The following is a 23,942-nucleotide window of genomic DNA, read 5'->3' as shown; positions in this document are numbered from 1 at the left end:
ATGGCGCCGATGGACAGCAGACAACCGGTTCGCCCGCCGGACCCCGATGCGATCGAAGTGCTGGTGCGCACCAAGCTGGCGCCGGCGTCGGCCCGCGGCATCGTGGCGCGCATCGCGCGGCTCGGCCGGCTCAGGCGCGGCCTCGACCGCCGGCTGACGCTCGTGAGCGCGCCGGCCGGTTACGGCAAGACCACGCTGCTGGCCGAGTGGCGCCATGCGCTGGTGGCGTCGGGCGTGAAGGTCGCGTGGGTGAGTCTCGACCAGGACGACGACAACGCGTCGATCTTCGCGTCCTACGTGGTCGCCGCGATCGCCGACACGACCGGCGGTGTCGGCGCCCGCGCGCAGCAGTTGTTGCGCGATCGCGCGCTGATTCCGCTGAAGACCGTATTCGACGAACTGCTCAACGAACTGGACAGCGCGGGCGTCGAACTGTTCCTGATGCTCGACGACTTCGATCGCCTCGCGTCGCCGGTCATCCACGACGCGATGTTCGATCTGCTGCGCTACGCGCCGTCGAACCTGCATGTCGTGCTGTCGTGCCGCTCGGCGCCCGCGTTGCCGCTCAGCTATTTCGAATCGCGCGACGAACTCGTGCGGGTGGACGAGAACGACCTGCGTTTCGACGACGCGGAGACGCGCGCGTTCTTCGAGCGGGTGGCCGGCAAGCCGCTCAATGCGGACAACGTCGGGCGTCTGCGCGCGGCGACCGAAGGCTGGGTGTCGGGCCTGCAACTGGCGGCCCTGGCGCTGCACGACGACAGCGACGCGGCGCGCGTGGCCGAGCAGGTCAGCCACGCGCGTGCCGGCATCGCCGCGTACCTGAACGAGAACGTGATGACGCAGGTGCCGGACGCGATCCGCCACTTCCTGCTGCATACGGCGGTGCTCGACCGGATGACGCCGGCGCTGTGCGATGCGCTGACCGGCCGCGACGATGCGCTCGACTGCCTCGAATGGCTAACCGCGCACAACCTCTTCATCCGGTCGATCGACGGCGACCGCCGGCGCTACCGCTATCACGCGCTGTTCCTGCAATACCTGCGGGAGGAGCTGGCGCTGCGCGAGCCCGGCGCGGTGGCCACGCTGCATCGCCGTGCGAGCGCGTGGTATGCGGCCGAGCGGCAATGGCCGGACGCCGTCAGGCACGCGCTCGCGGCCGGCGACTTCGATGCGGCCGCCAGCTGGGTCGAGGCGTGCGCGATGAAGCTCATCGCGTCGAGCGACGTGCGTACCGTGCTCGACTGGGTGTCGCGCCTGCCCGCGCAGGCGCTGACGGGCCGCCTGCGGTTGCGGATCGCGCATACGTGGGCGCTCGCGCTGTCGATGCAGATTGTCGATGCGCGCCGTGCGCTGGAAGCGCTGGAAGCCGACATCGCGGCCGGGCGGCTCGATACCGACACGGTTACGGCGACCGAACTGCTGGCCGTCCGCTCGCTGATCGCCGGGCTGTCGGATCACAGCATCGAATCGCTGCAGCTCGGCGAGCGCGTGCTCGCGGCCGCGCCGCCGGCCGGTTCGTGGGTCGAGCAGATCGGGCAGACGACGCTGATCTTCGGGCTCGGCTACGCGGGCCGCCTCGGCGACGTGCGGGATCTCGGCGCGCGCGCGGAACACGCGGCGTCGGGGCACGAGCCGCTTTACGCGAACGTGTACCGCCAGAACATGTCGGGCCTGGCCGAGTTCGTCGCCGGACGGCTGCACGACGCGTCGAAGACGTTCGAGACGGCGTTGCGCGCCGCCGAACGCTCGGCGGGTCGCCTGTCGGCGGCGACGGCGCTGTCGGCCGGCTATCTGTCGGCGATCTACTACGAATGGAACGACTGGGCGAAGGTGCGCGACGCGCAGGCCGACCGCTTCGACATCGCGATGCAGGCCTGTTCGCTCGGGCCGTTGCTGAGGTTCATGCAGACCGCCGCCCTGCTGCAATTCCGGTCGGGGAACGACGCGGTTGCGCACGACATGCTCGACGAAGCCGATCGCATCGCGTGCAGCCGGCAATGGCTGCGGCTGCGCGTCGCGTGCATGGCGACCGGTATCCGGCTGCATCTGGACGCTGGCCAGCCGACGCAAGCCCACCGTGTGGGGCGCGCGCTGGCGTCGCTGGTGTCGCCCGTGCCGCCGGACGAAGCGTCGAGCCACGTCGAGACGTGGCAGATGGCGCAATCCGCGCAGGCAAGGCTGCTGCTCGCCGATGCACGCGCGAACGAAGCCGCGCAGCGCATGGCGACCGTGCACGCGGTGCTGGCCGCGCGCGGGTTCGACTGGTTCGCGGCGCAGGCCGCCGTGTTGCATGCGATCGCGCTCGACCACGCGGGCGACGAGAGCGCGGCGCTCGCGGCGTTCGCGCGTGCGCTCGAATACGGCCAGGGCAACGGACTCGTCCGTACCTTCGTCGACGAAGGCGCGGCGGCCGAGCGCTTGCTGGCGCGCATGCAGAAGCGTGCCGACCGCTTTCCGGCAGTGGGCGCGTGGTATCTGCGCGACCTGGCCCGTGCGTTCGACGCGCAGCGGGCGTCGGGCGGGGCACCGGCCACGCGGCCGGGTGCGACCGGCAACCTCAGCGCGCGGGAGCTCGAGATCCTCGACTACGTCGCGCGTGGCCTGTCGAACAAGGAAATCGCCCGCGCGCTGCGCGTCGCGCCGGAGACGATCAAGTGGCACCTGAAGAACATCTTTGAGAAGCTCAACGTGACGTCGCGCATCCAGGCGGTGCGCAGCGGGCTGGCGCTCGATCCGTCACGAGTGCGGCGCGACGACGAATGACGCGCTGCCGCCCGCGTCAGCGGTGCGCGGCGAACGCGGCCACGATCTCGTCGATCGCCGCACGGATGCGCGCGGTGTGGCGCAGGTCGCGGTGCGTGACGAGCCAGACCTCGTACGGCGACGCCCGCATGCGGTCCGGCCAGATCCGCGCGAGCCCGTCGCGCTCGCCCATGTGAACCGGAATCTCGCCGACGCCGAGGCCCGCACGCAGCGCCGCACGCAGCATCAGGTTCGAGTTCGTCCGTGTGACGATGCGGCCACCGTCGATCGGTTCGCCGGCGAGGGTCGGCTTGCGGCTGGCGTCGATGTACGGCTGGTAGACGGCGAGGTCGTGGCCCGCGAACGCGCGGCCGCGCTCGGGCTCGCCGTGCCGGTGCAGATAGTCGGGCGACGCGAACAGGCCCATGTCCCAGCACGCCAGCCGGCGCGCGACCAGATCGGGGTTCTCGGGCCGCACCGTGCGGATGGCGATATCGGCTTCGCGTTTGGCGAGATTCAGGATGTGGGTCGACGTGTTCAGCGCGACGGAGACGTCGGGATGTTTCGCGTGCAGCCGTGCGATCGACGGCATCACGAACTCGATCGCGAGCGCGTCGGTCGTCGTGATCTTCACCTCTCCGGCGAGCCGCCGGTCGACCCCCTGCGTCAGCCGCACCAGCTCGTGCGCATGCTGCTCCATCGCCTCGGCGGCGCGCAGCGCCAGTTCGCCGACCGGCGTGGGCAGATAGCCTTTCGACGAACGCAGGAACAGCGTCGCGCCGAGCATGTGCTCGAGCGTCGCGAGCCGCCGCCCGACCGTCGCCTGATCGACGCCGAGCGTCTGCGCCGCGCGGCGCAGCGTGCGTTCGCGATGGATCGCGAGAAAGACGCGCGCGTCGTCCCAGTTCATCGTGTGTCCCGACTGATGCATTTTTGCATTCCCCGACCGGTAATTCGCTGCGTGCCCGCGCGCGGCATCGCCCATAGACTGGCTTCACCTACATGGCGATGCCGCGATTCGGGGATGGCCTGCGAATCGGCCGCGCATCGACGAACGTTGAGGATCATATCGTGATTGATGACGCGAACCCCCTGCCCACCCACATGACCGCGATCGAAATCGTGCGGCCCGGCGGCCCCGACGTGCTCGTGCCGGCGACCCGCGCCGTACCGGTGCCGGGCCCCGGCGACGTGCTGATCCGGATTCACGCGGCCGGCGTCAACGGCCCGGACGTATTCCAGCGCAAGGGGCTGTACGATCCGCCGCCCGGCGCGTCCGACATTCCCGGCCTCGAGATCGCCGGCGAGGTCGTCGCGGTCGGCCGCGACGTCACGCGGTTCGCCGTCGGCGATCGCGTCTGCGCGCTGATTCCCGGCGGCGGCTATGCGGAATACGCGGTGGCGAACGAGAGCAACACGCTCGCGATTCCCGACGGCCTCGGGATGGCCGAGGCAGCGGCGCTGCCGGAGACCTTCATGACGGTCTGGCTGAACCTGTTCCAGCGCGGCCGGTTTTCCCCCGGTGAAAGCGTGCTGATCCACGGCGGCGCGTCAGGCATCGGTACGACGGCGACGATGCTCGCGAAGGCGTTCGGCGCGGCGACGATCATCACCACCGTCGGGTCGGACGCGCAGCGCGACGCGAGCATGTCGCTCGGCGCGGATCTCGCGATCGACTATCGCAGCGAGGATTTCGTCGAGGCGGTCGCGCGCTTCACGGGCGGCAAGGGCGTCGACGTGATCGTCGACATCATCGCGGGCGACTACGTCGCGCGCAATTTCGCGGCGGCCGCGATGAACGGGCGCATCGTGCAGATCGGCGTGATCAATGGCCCCGCGAAGGAGCTCGACCTGTTTCCGATGCTGACGAAGCGGCTCACGCACATCGGCTCGACGCTGCGCTCGCGCACTTACGCGGAGAAGGCGCAGATCATTCGCGAGCTCGAGGAGGCCGTGTGGCCGCTGATCCGGCAAGGCACGGTCAAGCCTCAGGTCTATCGGCTGTTCGATTTGCGCGACGCGCGCGCGGCGCACGAGCTGATGGATTCGGGACGGCATATCGGCAAGATCGTGCTGGCGACGCCGGCCGCGGATCGTGCGCTTCGGGCTGCCATCGACGCAAACGCCAAGCATTCCACATGATCCGAGGACGCTTCAGCCCCCCGGTCGGGGGGCTGAAGCCGCGGCGGGGATGGCCCGACAATCGGGGCACCGAATGCGTCGCCGCGCCCCGCCGGCGCGTCGCGTGGATGCAGCACCGGACTGGACGATGAGTCGAAATGGACATGCTCGAGAACATGCGGACGTTCGTTCGCGTCGTGCAGGCCGGCAGCTTCTCCGCCGTGGCGAAGCAGACCGATGTCGCGACCGCGCAGGTGTCGCGGGCCGTCGCGAGCCTGGAGGCGTATGCGCAGATTCGTCTGTTGAACCGGACCACCCGGAAAATCGCGCTGACCGACAGCGGGCGCCGCTATTTCGAGCGTCTGCAATCGATCCTCGGCGATGTCGACCAGGCGAATGCCGAGGCCCGGAACGCGCTGGTCCGCCCGTACGGACGCTTGCGCGTGCATACGATGCCGGGGCTCGGGCAGAGCCATGTGACCGCGTTGGCTGTCGCCTATCGGGCGCGCTTTCCCGAAGTCGCCATCGAGATGACCTATTCGCAACGGATGCCCAATCTCGTCGAGGAAGGCTACGACGTGTCGGTCGTCACGGCCGCGAGCCTGCCTGATTCCGCCTGCATCGCGCATTCATGCGGCACGTCGTTCAGCGTACTGGTCGCGTCGCCGGCCTACCTGGCCCGCCACGGCGTGCCGTCCGCGCCCGCCGACCTGGCACGCCATACCTGCCTGCGCCTCGATACGCCGGCCGAAGCGAACGACGAATGGCTGCTGCACGGTCCCGGCGGCCAGACCGCGTCGCATGCGGTCACGGCCGCACCGTTCCATGCGAATGCGCCGGAGGCGCTGTCGATCGCACTGCGCGCGGGGCTGGGCATCGGCTCGCTGGCGATCTATTCGGCGATCGACGACCTGCGCAGCGGGCGGCTCGTGCGCGTGCTGCCGGACTACCGGTTGACGATGCTCGACGTGTACGCGATGTTTGCGTCGCGCCGCTTCGTGGACGCGAAGGTCCGCACCTTCGTCGAGCATCTGCGCTTGGGGTTGTCGCCCGCGCTGAAAGCCGACGCCCGCGCGCTCGACGCGCTCGCGGCGCCGCGCGGCCGCGAGCGTGCCCGTGCCCGTGCGGTGGCCGGTGTCACGGCCTGACGGCCGGCCCATCCGTCGTACCCGTTGTACCCGTTCGTTCCTGTCGAGGAGAATCCGATGAAGTCCCGTTTTGCAATCGTCGTTGCAGGTTTCGTTGCGTTGTCGCCGCTGGCCGGTCACGCGCAGTCCGCCGCACCCACCGCGCCCGCCGAGCAGGCGGCCGCGTCGCCGCGAGTGGCGAAGAAGGCCGAACGCGCGACCGACCGCGCATTCGCGAAGAAGGTTCGGCAGGCCATCGTGAGGGCGCCCGGCGTGGGCAATGCGCAGGTCACCGTGTTCGCGAAGGCGAAGACGGGCGACGTGACACTGGCCGGGAAGATCGCCGACGAGTCGCAGGACCGGGCCGCGGTGGACGCGGCCCGCCAGGTACCGGGCGTGACGTCGGTGAAGAGCAAGCTCCAGTTACGCCTGGAGGGTGGCCAGTAACGGGTAGGGTTGACGGCATCGGGTGCATGTCTTTGCGGGTCTCGTCGTGTAAAGAATCCACGGCGAAGGCTCGGGAAGGCACGCACCCGTGCCGGCTGCGACGCGTCCCGCCGGTGGCAGGGGCGTCAGATGCGACCGAGCAGTACCAGTATCACGACAATGACGACGATCAGCCCGACGGTGCCCGACGGCCAGTAGCCCCAGCTTCGGCTATGCGGCCATGCAGGAAATGCTCCGATGAGCAGCAGAATCAGAACGATGATGAGGATCGTACCGAGCATCGCATCCCTCCTGGATTTATTCGACACGGGGTGGGCTGACGCAATTCGCGTGCCGCAGGGGGCCGATCGTTCCGTAGGGCGCCGCTGTCGCATCGGACGGTGCGCGGGGGCGACCGGGATTACGCGCCGGCCTCCGTGCCGGCGGTGTCCGGCCAGAGCAGGGCCTGGGCGACGACGACGTGATCGCCGTTGAAAGTGGCGGCGGGCGAGCCGTACAGGCGATAGCCGAGCGCCAGCGCATCCGACACACGGTGGCAAAACGTGGCGTCGTCCTTGCCCGTCAGCAAGCGATAGCGGGGCAGGTCGTTGGGCGGGGAAGACGACATGGGCGGGACTCCTGTGAAGGGGGCGGATCGGGCAGTATAAGTCGGACAAACCCACGCCATCTACGAAACCAGGGTGGGCATTTACCTCGTGAATGCTCCCTCATTCAACAAATAAATTTTAAAAATGGCCGTCCGCTCGCTATGCTGAATCCTTCACTCAGGCGGGCATGCAATGGCTGAACTCTTTCTGGTACGGCATGGGCAGGCGTCGTTCGGCACCGACGACTACGACCGGCTGTCCGCGGCGGGCGACCAGCAGGGCGTGTGGCTCGGCGAATACTTCGCGCGGCAGGGCCTGACGTTCGATCGCGTGATCTGCGGCACGATGAACCGCCATGCGCAAACGGTCGCCGCGATTCTGCGCGGGATGGGCCGCGAAGGCGTCGTGGTCGATCGCCATCCGGGCCTGAACGAATACGATTTCCACGGGCTGTTCGCGGCAGCCGCCAGCGACTATCCGGAGATCGCGCGGCTCTCGGCCGGCTCGATGAAGGAACACTTCCGCGCGCTCCGGCAGGTGCTGCAGCTGTGGACCGAGGACAAGCTCGGCGAGGCGGCCCCCGAAACCTGGGCCCATTTCCAGCAGCGCGTGGCCGACGCGCGCGCGGCGATCCGCGAGGGCGGCGGCCAGCGCGTGCTCGCGGTGAGTTCCGGCGGCCCGATCGCGGTCACCGTGCAGCAGGTGCTCGCCGCGCCGCCGTCGAGCGCGATCGCGCTGAACCTGCAGATCCGCAACAGCAGTCTTTCGCAGTTTTTCTTCAACGCCGACGCGTTCCACCTCGCGTCGTTCAACGGCATCCCGCATCTGGAGGACCCCGAACGACACGCGCTGCGCACCTACGGCTGACCCACGAACGATCGCGACGATGACGAATCCTTCCCAGCAACTCGACGTAGCCCGCCTTACGCGCTATCTGGAAACCCACGTGCCGGGCTTCGAAGGCCCGGTCGACACGGAGAAGTTTGCCGGCGGCCAGTCGAATCCGACTTTCCTGCTGAATGCGAAGAGCGGCCGCTACGTGCTGCGCCGCCAGCCGCCGGGCGAACTGCTGAAATCCGCGCACGCGGTCGACCGCGAATTCCGCGTGCTCACCGCGCTGTCGGGCACCGCGGTGCCGGTCGCGCACCCGTATCACCTCTGCGTTGACCGCGACGTGATCGGCAGCCTGTTCTACGTGATGAGTTTCGAGGACGGCCGGATCTTCTGGGACCCCGCGCTGCCGGAACTGCCGAAGGCCGAGCGCGCGACCTGCTACGACGCGCTGCTGCAGACGATGGCCGCGCTGCACGACGTCGATGTCGACGCGGTGGGCCTCGCCGACTACGGCCGGCCGGGCAACTACTTCGAGCGGCAGATCGGCGTGTGGACGAAGCAGTATCGCGCGGCCGAAACCGGGCGCCTCGACGCGATGGAGACGCTGATCGACTGGCTGCCGAAGGCATGCCCCGAGGACACGGGCCGGCCGGCGCTGGTGCACGGCGACTTCCGGATCGACAACCTGATGTTCGCGCGGGACGGCTATCGCGTGCAGGCCGTGCTCGACTGGGAACTGTCGACGCTCGGCAACCCGCTCGCCGATCTCGCGTATTTCTGCATGTGCCTGCGGCTACCGTCCGGCGGCCAGGTGCGCGGGCTCGCGGGCCAGGATCGTGCCGAACTCGGCATTCCGGACGAAGCGGCGATCGTCGCGCGCTACTGCGAACTGCGCGGCATCGCGCCGATCCGCGACTGGCATTTCTACCTCGCCTTCAGTTTCTTCCGGCTAGCGGCGATCGCGCAGGGCGTGAAGGCGCGCGCGTTGCAGGGCAACGCATCGAGCGAGCAGGCGCTGCGCGTCGGCGAAATGGCCGGCCGGCTGGCCGAACTGGCCGTCGGCGTGATCGACGCGCATCGCTGATATCGCCACGCGGCGACACGACAACTCAATCAATGGAGGAGCACAGCAACATGGCAACGAATCTGTTCGACCTGACGGGCAAGATCGCGCTGGTGACGGGCGCGAGCCGTGGCATCGGCGAGGAAATCGCCAAGCTGCTCGCGGAGCAGGGCGCGTACGTGATCGTGTCGAGCCGCAAGCTCGACGACTGCCAGGCCGTGGCCGACGCGATCGTCGCGGCGGGCGGCCGCGCCGAGGCGCTGGCGTGCCACGTCGGGCGCCTGGAGGACATCGCCGCGACGTTCGAGCACATCCGCGGCAAGCACGGCCGCCTCGACATCCTCGTGAACAACGCGGCCGCGAACCCGTATTTCGGGCACATCCTCGATACCGATCTCGCCGCGTACGAGAAGACCGTCGACGTGAACATCCGCGGCTACTTCTTCATGTCGGTCGAAGCCGGCAAGCTGATGAAGACACACGGCGGCGGCGCGATCGTCAACACGGCATCGGTGAATGCGCTGCAGCCGGGCGACCGGCAAGGCATCTACTCGATCACGAAGGCGGCCGTCGTCAACATGACGAAAGCGTTCGCGAAGGAATGCGGGCCGCTCGGCATCCGCGTGAACGCGTTGCTGCCGGGGCTCACGAAGACGAAGTTCGCGGGCGCGCTGTTCGCCGACAAGGACATCTACGACGCGTGGATGACGAAGATCCCGCTGCGCCGCCACGCGGAGCCGCGCGAAATGGCCGGCACCGTGCTGTATCTCGTGTCGGACGCGGCGAGCTACACGAACGGCGAATGCATCGTCGTCGACGGCGGCCTGACGATCTGAGCGCACGATGAGGCTCGACAGCTACACCGGCCAGGCCGTGATGATCACCGGCGCCGCGAGCGGCTTCGGCGCGCTGCTCGCGAGCGAGCTCGCCGCGATGGGTGCGCGGCTCGCGCTCGGCGACCTGAACGGCGATGCGCTCGAACGCGTGGCCGCGCCGCTGCGCGCGGCCGGCGCTGACGTCGTCGCGCGGCACTGCGACGTGCGCGTCGAAACGGACGTCGCATCGCTGGTGCATGAGGCCGTCGCGCGCTTCGGGCGGCTCGACGTCGGCATCAACAACGCGGGCATCGCCCCGCCGATGAAGGCGCTGATCGACACCGACGAAGCCGATCTCGACCTGAGCTTCGCGGTGAATGCAAAAGGCGTGTTCTTCGGGATGAAGCACCAGATCCTCCAGATGCTCGCGCAGCGCGAGGGCGTGATCCTGAACGTCGCGTCGATGGCCGGGCTCGGCGGCGCGCCGAAGCTGGCCGCGTATGCGGCGTCGAAACATGCGGTGGTCGGGCTCACGAAGACGGCCGCGCTCGAATACGCGCGCCACGGCATCCGCGTGAACGCGGTGTGCCCGTTCTACAGCACGACGCCGATGGTTACCGACAGCGAGATCGGCGAGCGCCAGGATTTTCTGGCGCAGGGCTCGCCGATGAAGCGGCTCGGCCGGCCCGACGAAATCGTCGCGACGATGCTGATGCTGTGCGCGAAGGACAACACTTATCTGACCGGGCAGGCCGTCGCCGTTGACGGCGGCGTCTCGGCCTTCTGAACCGAACGAACGGAATACGGAATCTCGAGGAGTCGATTATGGACTTTGGCTACACCCCGAAAGTGGAAGCACTGCGCGAACGCGTGAGCGCATTCATGGATGCGCACATCGTGCCGCGCATCCGCCAGTGGAACGAAGAGGTGCACGCCGGCAAGTATCCGGTGTCGTTCATGGAGGAACTGAAGGAGCGCGCGAAAGCGGAGGGGCTGTGGAACCTGTTCCTGCCGCACCTGAAGGACGACGAGCCCGGCATGGGCCTGACGAACCTCGAATACGCGCCGCTCGCCGAAATCATGGGGCGCGTGAGCTGGGCGTCGGAAGTGTTCAACTGCAATGCGCCGGACACCGGCAACATGGAGCTGCTGCACATGTTCGCGACGCCCGAGCAGCGCGAACAGTGGCTGCTGCCGCTGCTGCGCGGCGAAATCCGCTCGGCGTTCGCGATGACGGAGCCCGACGTCGCGTCGTCGGATGCGACCAACATCACGACACGCATCGAGCGCGCGGGCGACGAGTACGTGATCAACGGCCGCAAGTGGTTCATCACGAACGCCGCGCATCCGAACTGCAAGATCTTCATCGTGATGGGCAAGACCGATCCCGAGGCCGAGTCGCACCAGCAGCAGAGCATGATCCTCGTGCCGCGCGACACGCCGGGCGTGACGGTCGTGCGCAACATCACGGTGGTCAATCACCACGCGCCGGAAGGGCACTGCGAGATCACGTTCGACAACGTGCGCGTGCCGGCGCGCAACCTGCTCGGTGAGGAAGGCAGCGGCTTCGCGCTCGCGCAGGCGCGCCTCGGGCCGGGCCGCATTCACCACTGCATGCGCTCGATCGGCGCGGCCGAGCTGGCGCTGGAGCTGATGGTCGACCGCGCGCAGTCGCGCGTCGCGTTCGGCAAGCCGCTGAACCGGCACGGCACCGTCGGCGAATGGATCGCGCGCTCGCGTATCGAGATCGACCAGGCACGCCTGCTGGTGCTGAAGGCCGCGTGGATGATCGACAAGGTCGGCGCGAAGGCCGCGCGCAAGGAGATCTCGATGATCAAGGCGCTCGTGCCGACCGTTTATACGGACGTGTGCGATCGCGCGATGCAGGTATTCGGCGCAGCGGGCCTGAGCCCCGATACGCCGCTCGCCGACCTGTGGACCTGGGGCCGCGCGCTGCGCTTCGCCGACGGCCCGGACGAGGTGCACCTGCAGGCGATCGCGCGGATGGAGATCAAGGGCGGCGAACCCGGTGCGACCGCGCCGTACCTGACGCCGCCGCCGCGCGGCTGAGCGGGGCGACATGGACGAACGAATGGCGCCCGCCGTAAGATCTCGGCAAGGAGATTCGGCGATGCGCCTTTCGAAGATTGATCTGAACCTGTTCGTCGTATTCGAGGCGATCTACAACAAGCGCAACCTGACGCGCGCGGCCGAGGTGCTGAACCTCACGCAGCCGGCCGTCAGCAACGCGCTGGCGCGGCTGCGCAAGACGCTGAACGATCCGCTGTTCGTCAGCACGCCGGCCGGGATGATGCCGACGCCGATGGCCGAGAACATCGTCGGCCGCGTGCGCGAGGCGCTGCAACTGCTCGATTCGAGCGCGCACGAAGGCGACGTGTTCGATCCGGCTTCGTCCGAGCGCGTGTTCCGGCTCAGCATGAGCGACCTGACCGAAGCGCTGCTGCTGCCGGCGCTCGGCGAGCTGCTACAGACGCATGCGCCCGGCATGCACGTGCGCAGCTACACGATGGACCGCCGCGAGGTCGCGACCGCGCTCGCGAACGGCTCGGTCGACATCGCGATCGACGCGCCGCTGATCGGCGATCCGCATCTGCACCAGGCGCTGCTCGTGCAGGACCGCTACGCGTGCATGATCCGCGACGATCATCCGTTCAAGGGCGACACGCTGACCCTGGACGACTACCTGTCGATGGGGCACATCCACGTATCGAGCCGCCGCAAGGGCAGCGGGCACGTCGACGCGGAACTGACGCGGCTCGGGCTGCGCCGCAACATCCAGATGCGCGTGCAGCACTACATGGTCGCGCCGCTGATCGCGATGCGCGGCGATCTCGCGCTGACGGCGCCGCTGCGGCTGCTGCAGCGCTATCCGGCGCGCATTCTGGAACTGCCGTTCGAGATGCCGGGACTCGATTACTTCTGCTACTGGCATCGCAGCGCCGATCAGGATCAGGGCAGCCAGTGGCTGCGCGGGCAGTTGATGGCGCTGATGGGCGGGATCGGCGAGGTGCGGTGAACGGTGGGGCGTGCGCGTCGCAAGTTCGCCCGCGCTTGCCGGCTCGATGGCTCAATACGAATCGTCGTCGAAGCGCGACGCTGCGGGCCGGCGCTTCAGGTCCTTCAGCCAGTCGCGGACCCTGTCCGGATCGTCGAACTCGCGCAGCGCGACGGTCAGGTCGTGGTTGCTGCGCTGCATGCCGGCAATGTCGCGCGTCAGCATGCGCATCACCGTATCGGGCGCGACCTTGGTGGACGACGCGATGCCGTAGGTTCGCCTGAAATCGTTCTCGACGTGCCCGATCTCCTGGTCGAGCTCGCGGAGCTGTTCCTCCAGGATGCCGTTGTAGTGCGTCAGCCGCGCTTCGCTCAGGCCGTCGATCGCGCGCCGGTCGATCTGTTCGATCTCCAGTTGCAGCTCCAGCAGGTGCAGGAGGTTGCCTTTCGCATACGCGTGGTTGACACGCTGCATCAGCACGGTCTTGCGCGCCTGTTCCTCGGGATCGGTTTCGCGATCGGGATGCAGCGCGCTGGCGAGCTTGCGATAGACGTCGCGGAGCGACTTGCTCGATTCGGCCTGCTCGGCTTCGCGTCGCGCCTGCGCGGCCGATTGCCGGGGCGCTTTCTTGCGCTTCGCGCGTTGGGCTTCGCGGGCCTCGTGGGCGGCCATGTCGCGCGTGTACTGTTCGTCGAATTCGGCTTGGATGCGGGCGGCGAGTTCGTCGGGCGACAGCGTGTCGAGATCGTCCGCTGGTTCGGCGGCGGGTTCCGTTTCCGGTTCCGGCTTCGTCCGTGCGGAGGCCGTCGCTGCGGCGCCGTCGTCGTCGTCGGACGGGCAGTGCCGGTTGTAGATGATTTTCAACGTCGCGTCGTCGCTGACGCCGAGCAAGTCGCGCGCCATGTCGGCGATCAGCGCGGATAGCGCGCGCTGCTCGGCTTTGCTCAGACCTTTCTGCAGGAACGCGTCGTCGAGCAGGTTGAGCAACCGGATTCGCAACGCCGTCGACGCCTGTTCGAGCGGCAGCAGCGCGTCGACGAACTTTTTCTGGAAGGCCGGCATGACCGCGTCCCATGCGCCGAGCCGCTCGCGCCGCGCCTCGATCTGCTCGACGAGCGCATTGAAGGTTTGCTGGGCTTTCGACAGGCTGGCTGTCTCGTGGCCGGGTGCGATGGCGACCGCGGCACCGCGACGTGCGGTCATGATGAGTGTCCTCCGGCCGCGGCGGGACGCGCGGCAGGCCGGTATTTTAGCCGCATGCCTGCGGGGCGGCGCGGAATGGGGTGCTTCCCCGCAGCGATCGGCGGCGCGTCGGCGCTTCACGGCGGGCACGGCCAGCGCGCCGGAATCCGCGCCCGGTGCACCGTTCGGCCCATCGGCCCGTCAGTCGCCGAACAACTGCCCCTGCCCGGAGATCACGCGTTCGAAATCGTCGCGCAGGAACGGCAGGATCGCATCGGCGACGGGCTGAAGCTGGCGGCTCAGGTAGAACGCATAGTCGATCGGCGAGCGCATCGTTTCAAGCGGCTCGGGGCCGGCCGTCGTCATCACGTAGCTGATCCAGCCGCCGCGCTGATACTGCAGCGGCCGGCCCTGCGCATGATTGAACTCGTCGGCGATGCGCGCCGCGCGCACGTGGGGCGGCACGTTCCGTTCGTATTCGCGCAGCGGCCGGCGCACGCGCTTGCGGTACACGAGCTGATCGTCGAATTCGCCGGCCAGCGTGCGGCGTACGTAGTCGCGAATGAAATCCTGGTACGGTTCGAGCCTGAACACGCGCCGGTACAACTCGCGCTGGAATTGCTGCGCGAGCGGCGTCCAGTCGGTGCGCACCGTTTCGAGCCCCTTGAACACGAGGTCCTCGCCGCCGTCGGCCGTCGCCGCGAGGCCGGCGTACCGCTTCTTGCTGCCTTCTTCCGCACCGCGCACGGTCGGCATCAGGAAGCGGCGGTAATGCCGCTCGTATTGCAGCTCCAGCGCGCTGTCGAGTCCGAACTGTTCGCGCAGGTGCGCTTGCCACCAGCGATTCACGTGTTCGACGAGCGCACGGCCCTTCGCGCCGGCTTCGTCGTCGTCATGCGCGCGGCCGAGCCACACGAACGTCGAATCGGTATCGCCGTAAATCACTTCGTAACCCTGAGCTTCGATCAGTTGACGCGTGCGGTGCATGATCTCGTGGCCGCGCATCGTGATCGACGACGCGAGGCGCGGGTCGAAGAAGCGGCAGCCCGTCGAGCCGAGCACGCCGTAAAACGAATTCATGATGATCTTCAGCGCCTGCGACAGCGGTGCGTTGCGCTGCCGCTTCGCGTCGTCGCGGCCTTCCCACACGCGCCGCACGATGTCGGGCAGGCAGTGCGCGGTGCGCGAGAAACGCGCGCCGAGAAAACCGGGCACCGATGCGTCGTCGCCGGGATGCGCGAGCCCCTCGATCAGGCCGACCGGATCGATCAGGAACGTGCGGATGATCGACGGATAGAGGCTCTTGTAGTCGAACACGAGCACCGAGTCGTACAGCCCGGGGCGCGAATCCATCACGAAGCCGCCGGGGCTGTTCTGCCCCGTCACGTCGCCGAGGTTCGGCGCGACATAGCCGAGTCGATGCATGCGCGGCAGGTACAGGTGCGTGAACGCCGCGACCGACCCGCCGGTGCGATCGGCAGCCAGCCCCGTGACGCTCGCGCGTTCGAGCGCGAAGGACAGCAGGTCGGCCTTGTCGAAGATGCGCGTGACGAGCTCGCAATCCTTCAGGTTGTAGCGCGCGAGCGCGGGCTTGTCGTGATCGAAGCGGCGCTGGATCTCGTCCATCCGCTGGTACGGATTGTCGATCGACTTGCCTTCGCCGAGCAGCGATTGCGACACGTATTCGAGGCTGAACGACGGGAAGGTCCACGTCGCGGATTTCAGCATGTCGATGCCGTCGAGGATCAGCCGGCCGGCCGCGCCCGCGAAGAAGTGGTCGGGCTGCTGACCGTGCGCGCGCCAGTCGAGCACGCTGCCGCCGCGCCCGAGTTTCAGCGGCACGCCGTATTGCTCCGCGTGCGCGTGCAGGATGCGCAGGTCGAACTGCACGAGATTCCAGCCGATCACCGCGTCGGGCTCGTGCTCGTCGAACCAGTCGTTGAGCCGCGCGAGCATCGTGGCGCGGCTGTCGCAGTAGTCGAGGTTGAAGTCCAAGGCGCCTGCGCTGCCGCTTGCGTCGCCGTTCGGCGGCCCGAGCATGTAGACCTGTCGTTGCCCGCAGCCTTCGAGCGCGATCGAGTACAACTCGCCGTGGACGCTGGTTTCGATGTCGAGCGACACGCAGCGGAGCGTCGGGCGGTAACCGGTTGCGGGCTTCAGCTCGCCGCCGGTGAGCGTGCCGTCGGGGCCGGGTTGCCCGCGAAACTGCACGCACGCCGTGATGAAGCGCTCCATCGCGTAGCGGTCGGGCGGCTGCACGTCGGCTTCGTAGACGTCGACACCGGCGGCGGCGAGCCGCTTCTGCAGCCCGGACAGATGGCGATAGCGCTTGCAATAGAGGCCGACGACGGGGCGCTGCCGGAAGTCGCGCAGCGCGAGCGGGCGCAACTCGGCTTCGCGCTCGCCGGCCAGCGTGCGTTCGGCGAGCGCCTGCTGTTCGGCCGGAATGAACGCGACGGCTTCCTGCGGGCGCAACCGTACGCGGCGCGGACCGTGTTCGGTTGCCAGCCAGAACTCGATCTCGATGCCGGATGCGGTGTCCCGCCAGTGGCGGGTGAGGATGAAACCCTGCTCGAACGCCGTCAAAACGCTTGCTCGTCGTGGATGCCCAGGCGGCGGATTTTAGCGCCTGGAAGCGCTTCGCGCCGGCGGCGGCCATCTGGCATCAGGTGGCAGGAAGGCGGAGCGCGACGCGCCATCCCGTCTGGGCCGCATCGATCGGCTGCAGCAACCAGCGGCGCGCGGCGATCGTATTGCGCTTCTGCGTGACGTATTCGTCTACCGCGAGTTCAAGGGTATCGTCGCCGACGCGGGACAGTGTCGCGGCGGCGCCGGAGCCGTCCGCGAATTCGATGACGGCGGGATGCGGCTGGGCGGTGCGCGGCGCATCGCGGTCGAGCGTCACGATGCTGCCCGGGTAGAGGTGCGAATGGTTTGTCCGCAGCAGGACGGCAGTGGGCATGAAAAGCGCTCCGGAAAACGCCGGCCTGGGCGACGTGAGCCGGCTTCCGGAGCCTACATGAAGGTGAGCGTTTGCGGGATCATGGCTGGCAGACGCCAGGATGTGCGGTGCCTGAGGCCAGACTCGAACCGGCGCCCCCTCAAACATGCCCCTCATGCTCGATCGCCCGTCCCGGCGACGAGCGCGCGGCGACCTGCATCGGCACCCCCGACACCCTCGCCGCCCGCTTCGCCCACATCGCCGTCAGAATCGGCACGAGAATCGCCGTCACGAGGCACGCGGTTGCGACGATCGCCGTCGCCGCCGGCACCATCGGCTTGAACTTCGGGATCATCTCGCCGATGATCGCCGGGTTCGCGACCGCGGCGCCGGCCGTCGACGACGCGGCCAGCCCGGCCGTCCCGTTGCCGCCGCCCAGGAACTTGTCCGCCAGAATCAACGGCACGCCCGTCACGACGATCACCGCGAGCCCGAGCGCGATACCCGGCAGCCCGCTCTTCGCGATCACGTTCAGATCGATGCCGTTGCCGAGCGCGAAGCCGAAGAACGGGATCAGCGGATGGACGCAGCGCCCGAACAAGTCGCGCAGCTGCACATCGAGATTGCCGAGCGTGAAGCCGATCAGGAATGGCAGCACCGCGCCGACGAAAAGCCGCGTCTCGAACACCGCGACGCCGGCCGCGCCGAGAATCAGCATGCTGACGAGCGGCCCCGATTCGATCGACATCAACACGAACGCACCGGCTTCTTCCTTGGTGCCGTATTGCTGCATCACGGCCGCATAGAGGCCGCCGTTGGTCATGTCCATCGACGTCGTGATCGCGAGCAGCGACAGGCCCGCGAACAGGCCCGTGCGGATACCGTCGTCGGGGATGAACCGCGCGGCGATCAGCGTCGCGAGCCATGCGACCACGATCTTCGTCGCGAGCAGCGTGCCCGATTTGCGCAGCACGACGCCCGTCGCGCGCAGGTCGATCGTCGCGCCCATGCAGAAGAACCAGACGGCGAGGATCGGCACCGTGCCCGCGATCAGGCCGTTGGTGAACGAGCCGAAGTACTTCCCGGCGTTCGGGGCGAACGTGTGCACGCACGCGCCCAGCAGCATCGGGACCAGCATGAGCCCGCCCGGAATGCGGTCGATGGCCTGTTTCAGCTTCACGTCTCCTCCGTGGACGTCGATGCGTCCCGTTGTCGAATGATGTCTGCTGACTGACTATAGGACATGATTCGGAACGGTGGTCCGTTTTTATGCGTTTCGATGGTCGTCGTATCATCCGGAAGCGACGACCGTCGCGCAGGATTGAGCGAGTGCCGGCCGCGAACCGGCAAACCGAGAAAACGATAGGGCGTAGCGGGCGAATGATGAAGATGAAAACGACGATGCGCATCGGCATCGCGATGCTGGTGGTCGGTGCGAGCGTGGGCGCGAACGGCGCGCACGCAAAGAGCGCGGTCGATTGCGGGAAGCTCGACGCGGCCACGAGCGGCCCGGACGACAACTTCCGGCCGCCGGCGTCCGGCACGGTCGTCGGCACGGGGCGCGCGTATTTCTACTCTGCGCCCGACGCGCAGTGCATCACGAAGCGTACCTTCATCGTTCCTGGCGATTCGGTGACCGTCTACAAGTCGCACGGGCGCTGGTACAACATCATGTACGTGAACGGCAAGACCGGCGACGACGTCGAAGGATGGGTCGAGCAGGATCGCGTGCGCGTCGGCGGTCAATACGGCGCGCAGTAGTCGCCTTCGGCGTCGCCGCTACACCGTCGCCCATGCGACGTCGCGCTTCAGGTTCTTCGCGCGCAGCGGCCGCTGGTACAGGTATCCCTGCGCGTACTGGATCCCGACCGCATGCAGCGCGCGATGCTGGGTTTCCGTCTCCACGCCTTCCGCGATGATCTTCATGCCGTAGTGGTGCGCGACGGTCGCGATCCCTTCGATCAGCTTCTCGCTGCCGCTGTCCAGTTGCGAGACGAACTGTCGATCGATCTTCACGTAGTCGAAAGGGAAGCGCGACAGCATGTCGAGATTGCTGTGATGCGTGCCGAAATCGTCGATCGCGAACTTCGCGCCTTTGGATCGCAGCGCCTGGAAGATCTCGGTGGTGCGCGCGTTCTTCTCGAGCAGGATGCGCTCGGTGACTTCGAGCACCAGCGTGAAGCCGGGCGGCAGCGCGCGGATCGTTTCCTCGACGACGGCCACGAACCGCGCGCGCTCGAGATCCCGCGGCGCCACGTTCACGGCGATGCGCAGCGGCGCGGACGGCGTCAGCGCGGTCAGCTCGGACACCGCCGTGCGCAACACGAATTCGGTGACCTTCGGCAGCAGCGTGCTCGATTCCACCTGCGGGATGAACACGGCCGGGCTGATGGCCCCCCACTTCGGATGGTGCCAGCGCAGCAGCGCCTCGACGCCGACCGTCCTGCGCGTCTGCACGTCGACGATCGGCTGGTATACGACATGGAATTCGTTGCGCCTGAGCGCGTGGCGCACGGCCTTCAGCAACAGCCGCCGCGGCGCCATCGCGAGCAGGTAGGCGGCCATCACGAGGCTGTCGGCCAGCAGGACGATCGTCGCGCAAATCAGCCGGTCGTGGCGCTGGACCTGTGACGCGTAGCGCGCCGATGCGACGACCGACACCTTGAACGGCCAGCGCTGCGACGCAATCGTGCTGCCGCCCGTGGGGCCGGCGTCCGTGTCCGGCGCGAACGTCCCGTGCTGATCGAGGCGGCCCGACCCCGCGATCGACAGCGTGGCCGTTTCCGCCCCGTTGGCGGTGCCGAGGGCGAGCGCGTCGGCCACGTAGTCGCCTTCGATCAGGTACAGGACGCCCGCGCCGCGCGCAGTGGCGCGGAATGCGTACAGCACCGGAATGCCGCGCTGGAACGCCGTCTGGCGCAGCAGCGTGACGGTCATCGATCCCGGTTCGGGCTCGCGCGCATACTTGACGAGCGGCACGTCGATCGAGCCGAGCGCCGACGAACATATGACGCGGCCGTCGTTCACCAGCGCGACCGCACGCAGATAGCGCAGGCGAGTGCCCACTTCGGCCAGCGTCCGGAACACCGTCGCGCACGGCTGTCCGACCAGCGCGGTCAGCTCGTCCGCGTGGCGGAGGCGCACGCCGTCCAGGATGCGGTCCACGGAAGCCACGATGTCGTGGGCCACGGCGCGCTCATGCGCGGTGACGGTATCGCGGGCGTAGCGGTCGGCCAGCACGATCGCGAACGCGGGCACGAGCACGCAAATGATCACGGCGGCGAAAAGGACGACGCGCGGCCACGCGCCGCCGCGGTGGAAAAGATGCGTCGAGCCGGGCGGGAGCGCCCGTAATCCCGCGGTTGCCTTTGGTGTTGTACGCATGGCGTGGCAAGTCGAACCGGTCGGTGCGCCGACGGCGCGCAAGCCGCATGCCTGATTCGGACCATGCGGCTTGCGCGCCGGTTTCGGGACGCCGATCGAGTCGGGCGTCGCGACGGCATCCGCTCGGCCAGTCGCGATCAGCCATTCATCTGGCAGCATTCCTTAAGAACATGCGCACATTCGGCATGTATCTCGATGTAACGTACCGAAAAAAGCCCCGGCCGCACGGTGCGTGCAGCCGGGACAAAAGACACCGTCTCTTGGCACGAGGATGGTGCGTGGCAAGTATAAGATGCGGCGCGCCATTACGTAATATCGTTGTCTAAAAATTGATGATGTTTCGGGATTGCGTCTCGAAAAGAAACATTTCAATAGGGCGCCGTGGTCGGCAATTTGCCGCCAGCGCGTCAAACCGGAGCGTTGCGATGAAAGAAAATGCCACACCGACGGTCATCGTGACCGATGGCGCCGCCGCGGCGGACGGCGGTTCGCTGTGGATCCGGATTTCGGTGGACGGGGAGGCCCGCGACTATTCGCTCGATCGCGCGCTCGCGTCGCGCGGTACGCCGCGTTACGACAGCATCCGCGGCGCGCACGGCGTGCTGTCGGAAAGAGAGCGACGGGAATTGCGGGGGTTGCTGGCGCGCATCGCCGACCCCGCGATGTGGGCCGGCATCGTCGGCACGTTCATCCAGGTGCTGACGCGCCCCGACGAGCCATGAACGATGCGGTGCCGGCGGCGCGTCAGAAGTCGTTGCGCATCTTGTGGAGCAGGCCGCTGGGCGACTGGTGCGTGTCCACGGCGGTGAGGACATCGGTCACGAACCACGGCAGGTTCAACTGCGTATCGGAATCGCCGACGCAGACGCGGATCGGCGGCGCGCTGGACGGCGAATGGGCGCCTTGCGCGGCATCCCGCGACGGCACGCAATTTTTCGCGTAGGCCTGAACCGGAACCGGCGCGATGCCGGAGGACGCACCGGCGAAGGCCGGCGCGGACACGCCGATGGTGGCAAACAGGGTCAGGGCAGCGGCAAGGGCGACGCGTTTCATGAGGGTTCTCCGGCGATGCACGTTCGACCATGCGAGCCGCCGTGAGTTCGTGGGCGCAACATGCGAGTCACTTCCCCGAACAGACTGCTGGTCGCGTACAATGCCGGCCGTCCGCGTCTGCCGCTCGCCGCAGGCCGCACCACTGCCGCGGCGACTCGCCGCACGGGTGTCGTTCCACGCATGTATATTGTCGCCGTGCATCGATCGGCCGGCGATATCGCGCCGCTTCGTTTGCACGTCTCTGTGCGCGCGCACTGCCAACCCGCCCGAGCGCGGTGCTCGCGGCGAAGCGTCCAGAGCAATTACAAGAACCAGAGAGCGTTCCGAGCCCGCCCATGAGCGATACCGAAGTCGTTTTTCAAATAACCGCGGACGATCTCGTCCACGCCTACCGCCTGCATCTTTGGCGCAGGTACAACTGGAAATACCTGCTCAAGTCATTTGCGATCGGTGCGATCGTGTACATCGTCCTGCTGGTCGGCGGCGTCCGGATAGCAAGCGGACATTTTCCGGAATGGCGCTATGTCTGGATGGCCGCGGGAATCGCGGCTGTCGTCGCGATCGGCGTGCCCATCCTGAATCATCTGATACTGCCGCGCGCAGGTCGCAAGATTTACGACCAGCAAAGGACGCTTCATCAGGTTCACACGGTCATTTTCCAAGGCGACCGGTTCATTGTCGAAACGCCGACTTCGCGCGACGAAATTCACTACGCGGATCTCATTCACTGGAGCGAGGATCGTCAAATGATCCTGCTGTATCAGTCATCGGTGATGTTCCGCGTGGTACCGAAGCGCGTGCTGAACGACGGACAAGTGGCATTCCTGTATCGAGTGCTGCTTCAGAACGGCGTGCACAAAGTCTAGCGGGCCGTGGCCGGACGGCCTGCGCCGTCCGGGTTTCGACGCGCGCTTGCGGCCAGGAGGCCCCGCGCATCCCATCACTGATACCCGTAACACTGCTTCAACCCCGCGTAGTCGTAGAAGTGGCTGTCCGGCGCGATCTTCGCGCCGTCGCACGCGGCCTGGAAATCCGTCTCGCGCTCGTTGTACAGCATCTTCACGATGAGGCGCGATCCGTTGCGATAGACATCCCACTGCATGTTCGCGGCCATCGGCGACACCTGGTCGCCGCGCCACGGATTGTTCGCATACGTGTACGTCTGCGCCTGAGGCGTCGGCACGAACACGTTCTTCAGGTTCATGATCGACGCGAACGGAATCACGATCTCCGCATGCGTGAAGCGCAGCTTCGCGGCGTGCGTCAGGTCGCCGCGCGCGATCGCGTCGACTTCGCCGAAGAAATCGTCCTGCAGCACCTTCGCCATCCGGTACGTCACCGGGTTCGCTTCCTGGATGCCGGGCCCCTTCTGATAGTAGTCCTCGGCATCCTGCAGATACGCGAGATACTGCGCCTGCTCCGCGCCGATGTACTTTTCCATCGTGACGCCGCCGGTTTCCGCGGTCATGGCCGGCGCCACCTGCAGCAGGTTGTACAGCACGTTCACCGCATCGACGGCGGTCGCGATCTTCGTCTTGCCGTCGCCTTTCAGCGTGTTGGTGAACTTGCCATCCGTCGACGTGAACGCATAGGTGCCGGTGTTCGCGAATGTGTAGCCGTCGGCGCCGAGCTTCGCGATGAAGGCCGGCGACACGAGCGCGGACAGCACCGTTTGCGCGACGTCGGCGGCCTGCGGCGCGGCCTTGATCGCCTTCAGCTTCGCGGCCACCGTCGCGTCGTTTGCATAGGTCTGGTACGCCTGGCTCGCCTGATAGGTCGCGTAGTACGGATCGCTCGTGTCGGTCACGAGATCGGTGGCCGGCTTCAGCGAATGGAAATACAGCAGGAAGCGGTTGGTGCCGGCCGGCTGCGCGACCGGTGCGCTCGCCGGATAGCCGGCCGGCGCGGCCGGCAGCGTGATGGCCGGCGCCAGCGCCGGCTGCGCGGCAACCAGTGCCGCCGAGAAATACGTCGAACTGTCGACCGCGCGATCCTGACCCGAGTTGACGACGACCACCTGCCGGTTGCCCGCCGCGAACAGCGCGGGTAGCCGCTGCGCGAGACGCGCGGCAAGTTGCTGATGTTCGCGGATGCCGGTTTGCGTGAGGTTGCCGTACCCGGGTGTCGAGATGCCCTGTACGCCGTAGCCGAGCAGCGCATTGGCCTTCATCATCGCGTACGTGTCGGCCTTGAGCTGCACGCCGAGCGGCGTCAGCGCGCCGTCGGCCTCGGCCTTGACCAGCATCGCGTAGATCGCGCCGTCGTATTTGAAGCCCGACAGCCCGCGCGAGCCATGACGGGCGACGAGTTCGGTATAGACGGGCGCGTAGCCGGCCGGCGGCGCTTCGTACGTCGCGGCGTCCTGCTGCGGGCGGTACGGCGTCTTCGTCTGGTAGTAGGTCGCGGGTGCCGGAGTCGGCGTGGGCTGCGGCTGCGGTGCGGGCGTCGTGCCGTTGTTGCCGGCCGACGCAGCGGGCGGTGTCGAATCTTCACCGCCGCAAGCGGCGAGCAACAGGCAGGCAATCGCGAGGGCGGCGGCGGTGCGGGTCGGGCGTGTCATCGTGACGGGCAACGGACGGGACGAAGCGCATGTGCGTCGTCCCGTCTTCTGGGGAAAGTAGTCGAGC

Annotated in this window: 23 protein-coding genes; 13 read left to right on the top strand and 10 right to left on the bottom strand. The window is 67.6% G+C overall.

Annotated features, from left to right (window positions below):
- The gene (locus tag JYG37_RS24530) at positions 1 to 2,766 is read left to right on the top strand and encodes a winged helix-turn-helix domain-containing protein (RefSeq protein ID WP_176016740.1); all 2,766 of its coding nucleotides are present in this window, start codon (positions 1 to 3) and stop codon (positions 2,764 to 2,766) included.
- Positions 2,767 to 2,782: 16 nt separating this feature from the next.
- On the opposite strand, the gene JYG37_RS24525 is transcribed toward JYG37_RS24530, so the two are convergent.
- Positions 2,783 to 3,655, bottom strand: a complete 873-nt coding sequence (locus JYG37_RS24525; protein ID WP_027813897.1) for a LysR family transcriptional regulator — start codon at positions 3,653 to 3,655, stop codon at positions 2,783 to 2,785.
- Positions 3,656 to 3,849: 194 nt separating this feature from the next.
- Between JYG37_RS24525 and JYG37_RS24520 the strand changes: the two genes are divergently transcribed.
- The 3 genes from JYG37_RS24520 to JYG37_RS24510 all read left to right on the top strand — a co-directional run bounded on the left by JYG37_RS24520 (position 3,850) and on the right by JYG37_RS24510 (position 6,440).
- Positions 3,850 to 4,887, top strand: coding sequence for an NAD(P)H-quinone oxidoreductase (locus JYG37_RS24520; RefSeq protein ID WP_176016767.1), 1,038 nt, complete (start codon positions 3,850 to 3,852; stop codon positions 4,885 to 4,887).
- Positions 4,888 to 5,024: 137 nt separating this feature from the next.
- Positions 5,025 to 6,014, top strand: coding sequence for a LysR family transcriptional regulator (locus JYG37_RS24515; RefSeq protein WP_176016739.1), 990 nt, complete (start codon positions 5,025 to 5,027; stop codon positions 6,012 to 6,014).
- A 57-nt stretch (positions 6,015 to 6,071) separates the two neighbouring features.
- Positions 6,072 to 6,440 carry a BON domain-containing protein gene (locus tag JYG37_RS24510; RefSeq protein ID WP_176016738.1) on the top strand — a complete coding sequence of 123 codons (369 nt, stop codon included), beginning with the start codon at positions 6,072 to 6,074 and terminating at the stop codon, positions 6,438 to 6,440.
- 125 nt (positions 6,441 to 6,565) lie between these two features.
- Here the strand turns inward: JYG37_RS24510 and JYG37_RS24505 are convergent, their stop codons facing one another.
- On the bottom strand, positions 6,566 to 6,721 hold the full coding sequence (locus JYG37_RS24505; protein ID WP_006483086.1) for a DUF3309 family protein: 156 nt from the start codon (positions 6,719 to 6,721) through the stop codon (positions 6,566 to 6,568).
- Between the two features lie 119 nt (positions 6,722 to 6,840).
- Complete coding sequence (locus JYG37_RS24500; protein WP_023474879.1) at positions 6,841 to 7,047, bottom strand: DUF1737 domain-containing protein; 207 nt, start codon at positions 7,045 to 7,047, stop codon at positions 6,841 to 6,843.
- A 172-nt stretch (positions 7,048 to 7,219) separates the two neighbouring features.
- On the opposite strand from JYG37_RS24500, the gene JYG37_RS24495 reads away from it, so the two are divergent.
- The 6 genes from JYG37_RS24495 (at position 7,220) to JYG37_RS24470 (ending at position 12,776) form a co-directional block, all read left to right on the top strand.
- Positions 7,220 to 7,894, top strand: coding sequence for a histidine phosphatase family protein (locus tag JYG37_RS24495; protein ID WP_124594872.1), 675 nt, complete (start codon positions 7,220 to 7,222; stop codon positions 7,892 to 7,894).
- 19 nt (positions 7,895 to 7,913) lie between these two features.
- Positions 7,914 to 8,945 (top strand): phosphotransferase, encoded by a 1,032-nt coding sequence (locus tag JYG37_RS24490; RefSeq protein ID WP_050017142.1) that lies wholly within the window; start codon positions 7,914 to 7,916, stop codon positions 8,943 to 8,945.
- A gap of 50 nt (positions 8,946 to 8,995) precedes the next feature.
- Entirely contained in the window at positions 8,996 to 9,760 is a 765-nt protein-coding gene (locus JYG37_RS24485) for an SDR family oxidoreductase (RefSeq protein WP_050017141.1), read from the top strand.
- Positions 9,761 to 9,767: 7 nt separating this feature from the next.
- The gene (locus tag JYG37_RS24480) at positions 9,768 to 10,526 is read left to right on the top strand and encodes an SDR family NAD(P)-dependent oxidoreductase (RefSeq protein WP_213346611.1); all 759 of its coding nucleotides are present in this window, start codon (positions 9,768 to 9,770) and stop codon (positions 10,524 to 10,526) included.
- A 38-nt stretch (positions 10,527 to 10,564) separates the two neighbouring features.
- On the top strand, positions 10,565 to 11,809 hold the full coding sequence (locus JYG37_RS24475) for an acyl-CoA dehydrogenase family protein (protein WP_209925907.1): 1,245 nt from the start codon (positions 10,565 to 10,567) through the stop codon (positions 11,807 to 11,809).
- A gap of 61 nt (positions 11,810 to 11,870) precedes the next feature.
- Positions 11,871 to 12,776 carry a LysR family transcriptional regulator gene (locus tag JYG37_RS24470; protein ID WP_050017138.1) on the top strand — a complete coding sequence of 302 codons (906 nt, stop codon included), beginning with the start codon at positions 11,871 to 11,873 and terminating at the stop codon, positions 12,774 to 12,776.
- Positions 12,777 to 12,827: 51 nt separating this feature from the next.
- On the opposite strand, the gene JYG37_RS24465 is transcribed toward JYG37_RS24470, so the two are convergent.
- From JYG37_RS24465 to kdgT, 4 genes are all read right to left on the bottom strand, one after another.
- Positions 12,828 to 13,958 (bottom strand): J domain-containing protein, encoded by a 1,131-nt coding sequence (locus JYG37_RS24465; protein WP_176016735.1) that lies wholly within the window; start codon positions 13,956 to 13,958, stop codon positions 12,828 to 12,830.
- A gap of 180 nt (positions 13,959 to 14,138) precedes the next feature.
- Positions 14,139 to 16,523: a DNA polymerase II gene (locus JYG37_RS24460; protein ID WP_209939475.1), complete on the bottom strand. Its 2,385-nt coding sequence runs from the start codon at positions 16,521 to 16,523 to the stop codon at positions 14,139 to 14,141.
- A 79-nt stretch (positions 16,524 to 16,602) separates the two neighbouring features.
- Positions 16,603 to 16,899: a hypothetical protein gene (locus tag JYG37_RS24455; protein WP_050017120.1), complete on the bottom strand. Its 297-nt coding sequence runs from the start codon at positions 16,897 to 16,899 to the stop codon at positions 16,603 to 16,605.
- 139 nt (positions 16,900 to 17,038) lie between these two features.
- Positions 17,039 to 18,058, bottom strand: coding sequence for a 2-keto-3-deoxygluconate transporter (kdgT, locus tag JYG37_RS24450; RefSeq protein ID WP_050017119.1), 1,020 nt, complete (start codon positions 18,056 to 18,058; stop codon positions 17,039 to 17,041).
- A 209-nt stretch (positions 18,059 to 18,267) separates the two neighbouring features.
- Between kdgT and JYG37_RS24445 the strand changes: the two genes are divergently transcribed.
- Entirely contained in the window at positions 18,268 to 18,639 is a 372-nt protein-coding gene (locus tag JYG37_RS24445; RefSeq protein ID WP_050017157.1) for a hypothetical protein, read from the top strand.
- 18 nt (positions 18,640 to 18,657) lie between these two features.
- On the opposite strand, the gene JYG37_RS24440 is transcribed toward JYG37_RS24445, so the two are convergent.
- Complete coding sequence (locus JYG37_RS24440) at positions 18,658 to 20,262, bottom strand: EAL domain-containing protein (protein ID WP_089490026.1); 1,605 nt, start codon at positions 20,260 to 20,262, stop codon at positions 18,658 to 18,660.
- A 425-nt stretch (positions 20,263 to 20,687) separates the two neighbouring features.
- Here JYG37_RS24440 and JYG37_RS24435 point away from each other — a divergent pair, with 425 nt between their 5' ends.
- The gene (locus JYG37_RS24435; RefSeq protein ID WP_050017117.1) at positions 20,688 to 20,984 is read left to right on the top strand and encodes a hypothetical protein; all 297 of its coding nucleotides are present in this window, start codon (positions 20,688 to 20,690) and stop codon (positions 20,982 to 20,984) included.
- Positions 20,985 to 21,006: 22 nt separating this feature from the next.
- On the opposite strand, the gene JYG37_RS24430 is transcribed toward JYG37_RS24435, so the two are convergent.
- Positions 21,007 to 21,315: a hypothetical protein gene (locus tag JYG37_RS24430; RefSeq protein ID WP_050017116.1), complete on the bottom strand. Its 309-nt coding sequence runs from the start codon at positions 21,313 to 21,315 to the stop codon at positions 21,007 to 21,009.
- A 335-nt stretch (positions 21,316 to 21,650) separates the two neighbouring features.
- Between JYG37_RS24430 and JYG37_RS24425 the strand changes: the two genes are divergently transcribed.
- Complete coding sequence (locus tag JYG37_RS24425; protein WP_089489973.1) at positions 21,651 to 22,181, top strand: YcxB family protein; 531 nt, start codon at positions 21,651 to 21,653, stop codon at positions 22,179 to 22,181.
- A 74-nt stretch (positions 22,182 to 22,255) separates the two neighbouring features.
- Here JYG37_RS24425 and JYG37_RS24420 read toward each other — a convergent pair whose 3' ends face one another.
- Positions 22,256 to 23,875 (bottom strand): histidine-type phosphatase, encoded by a 1,620-nt coding sequence (locus JYG37_RS24420; protein WP_213346610.1) that lies wholly within the window; start codon positions 23,873 to 23,875, stop codon positions 22,256 to 22,258.
- Positions 23,876 to 23,942: the final 67 nt, after the last annotated feature.

The organism is Burkholderia sp. LAS2 (genome assembly GCF_018417615.1).
Lineage (GTDB): Bacteria > Pseudomonadota > Gammaproteobacteria > Burkholderiales > Burkholderiaceae > Burkholderia > Burkholderia sola.
Note: the sequence above shows the minus strand (reverse complement) of the source record. Positions and strands in the feature narration are given on the sequence as shown.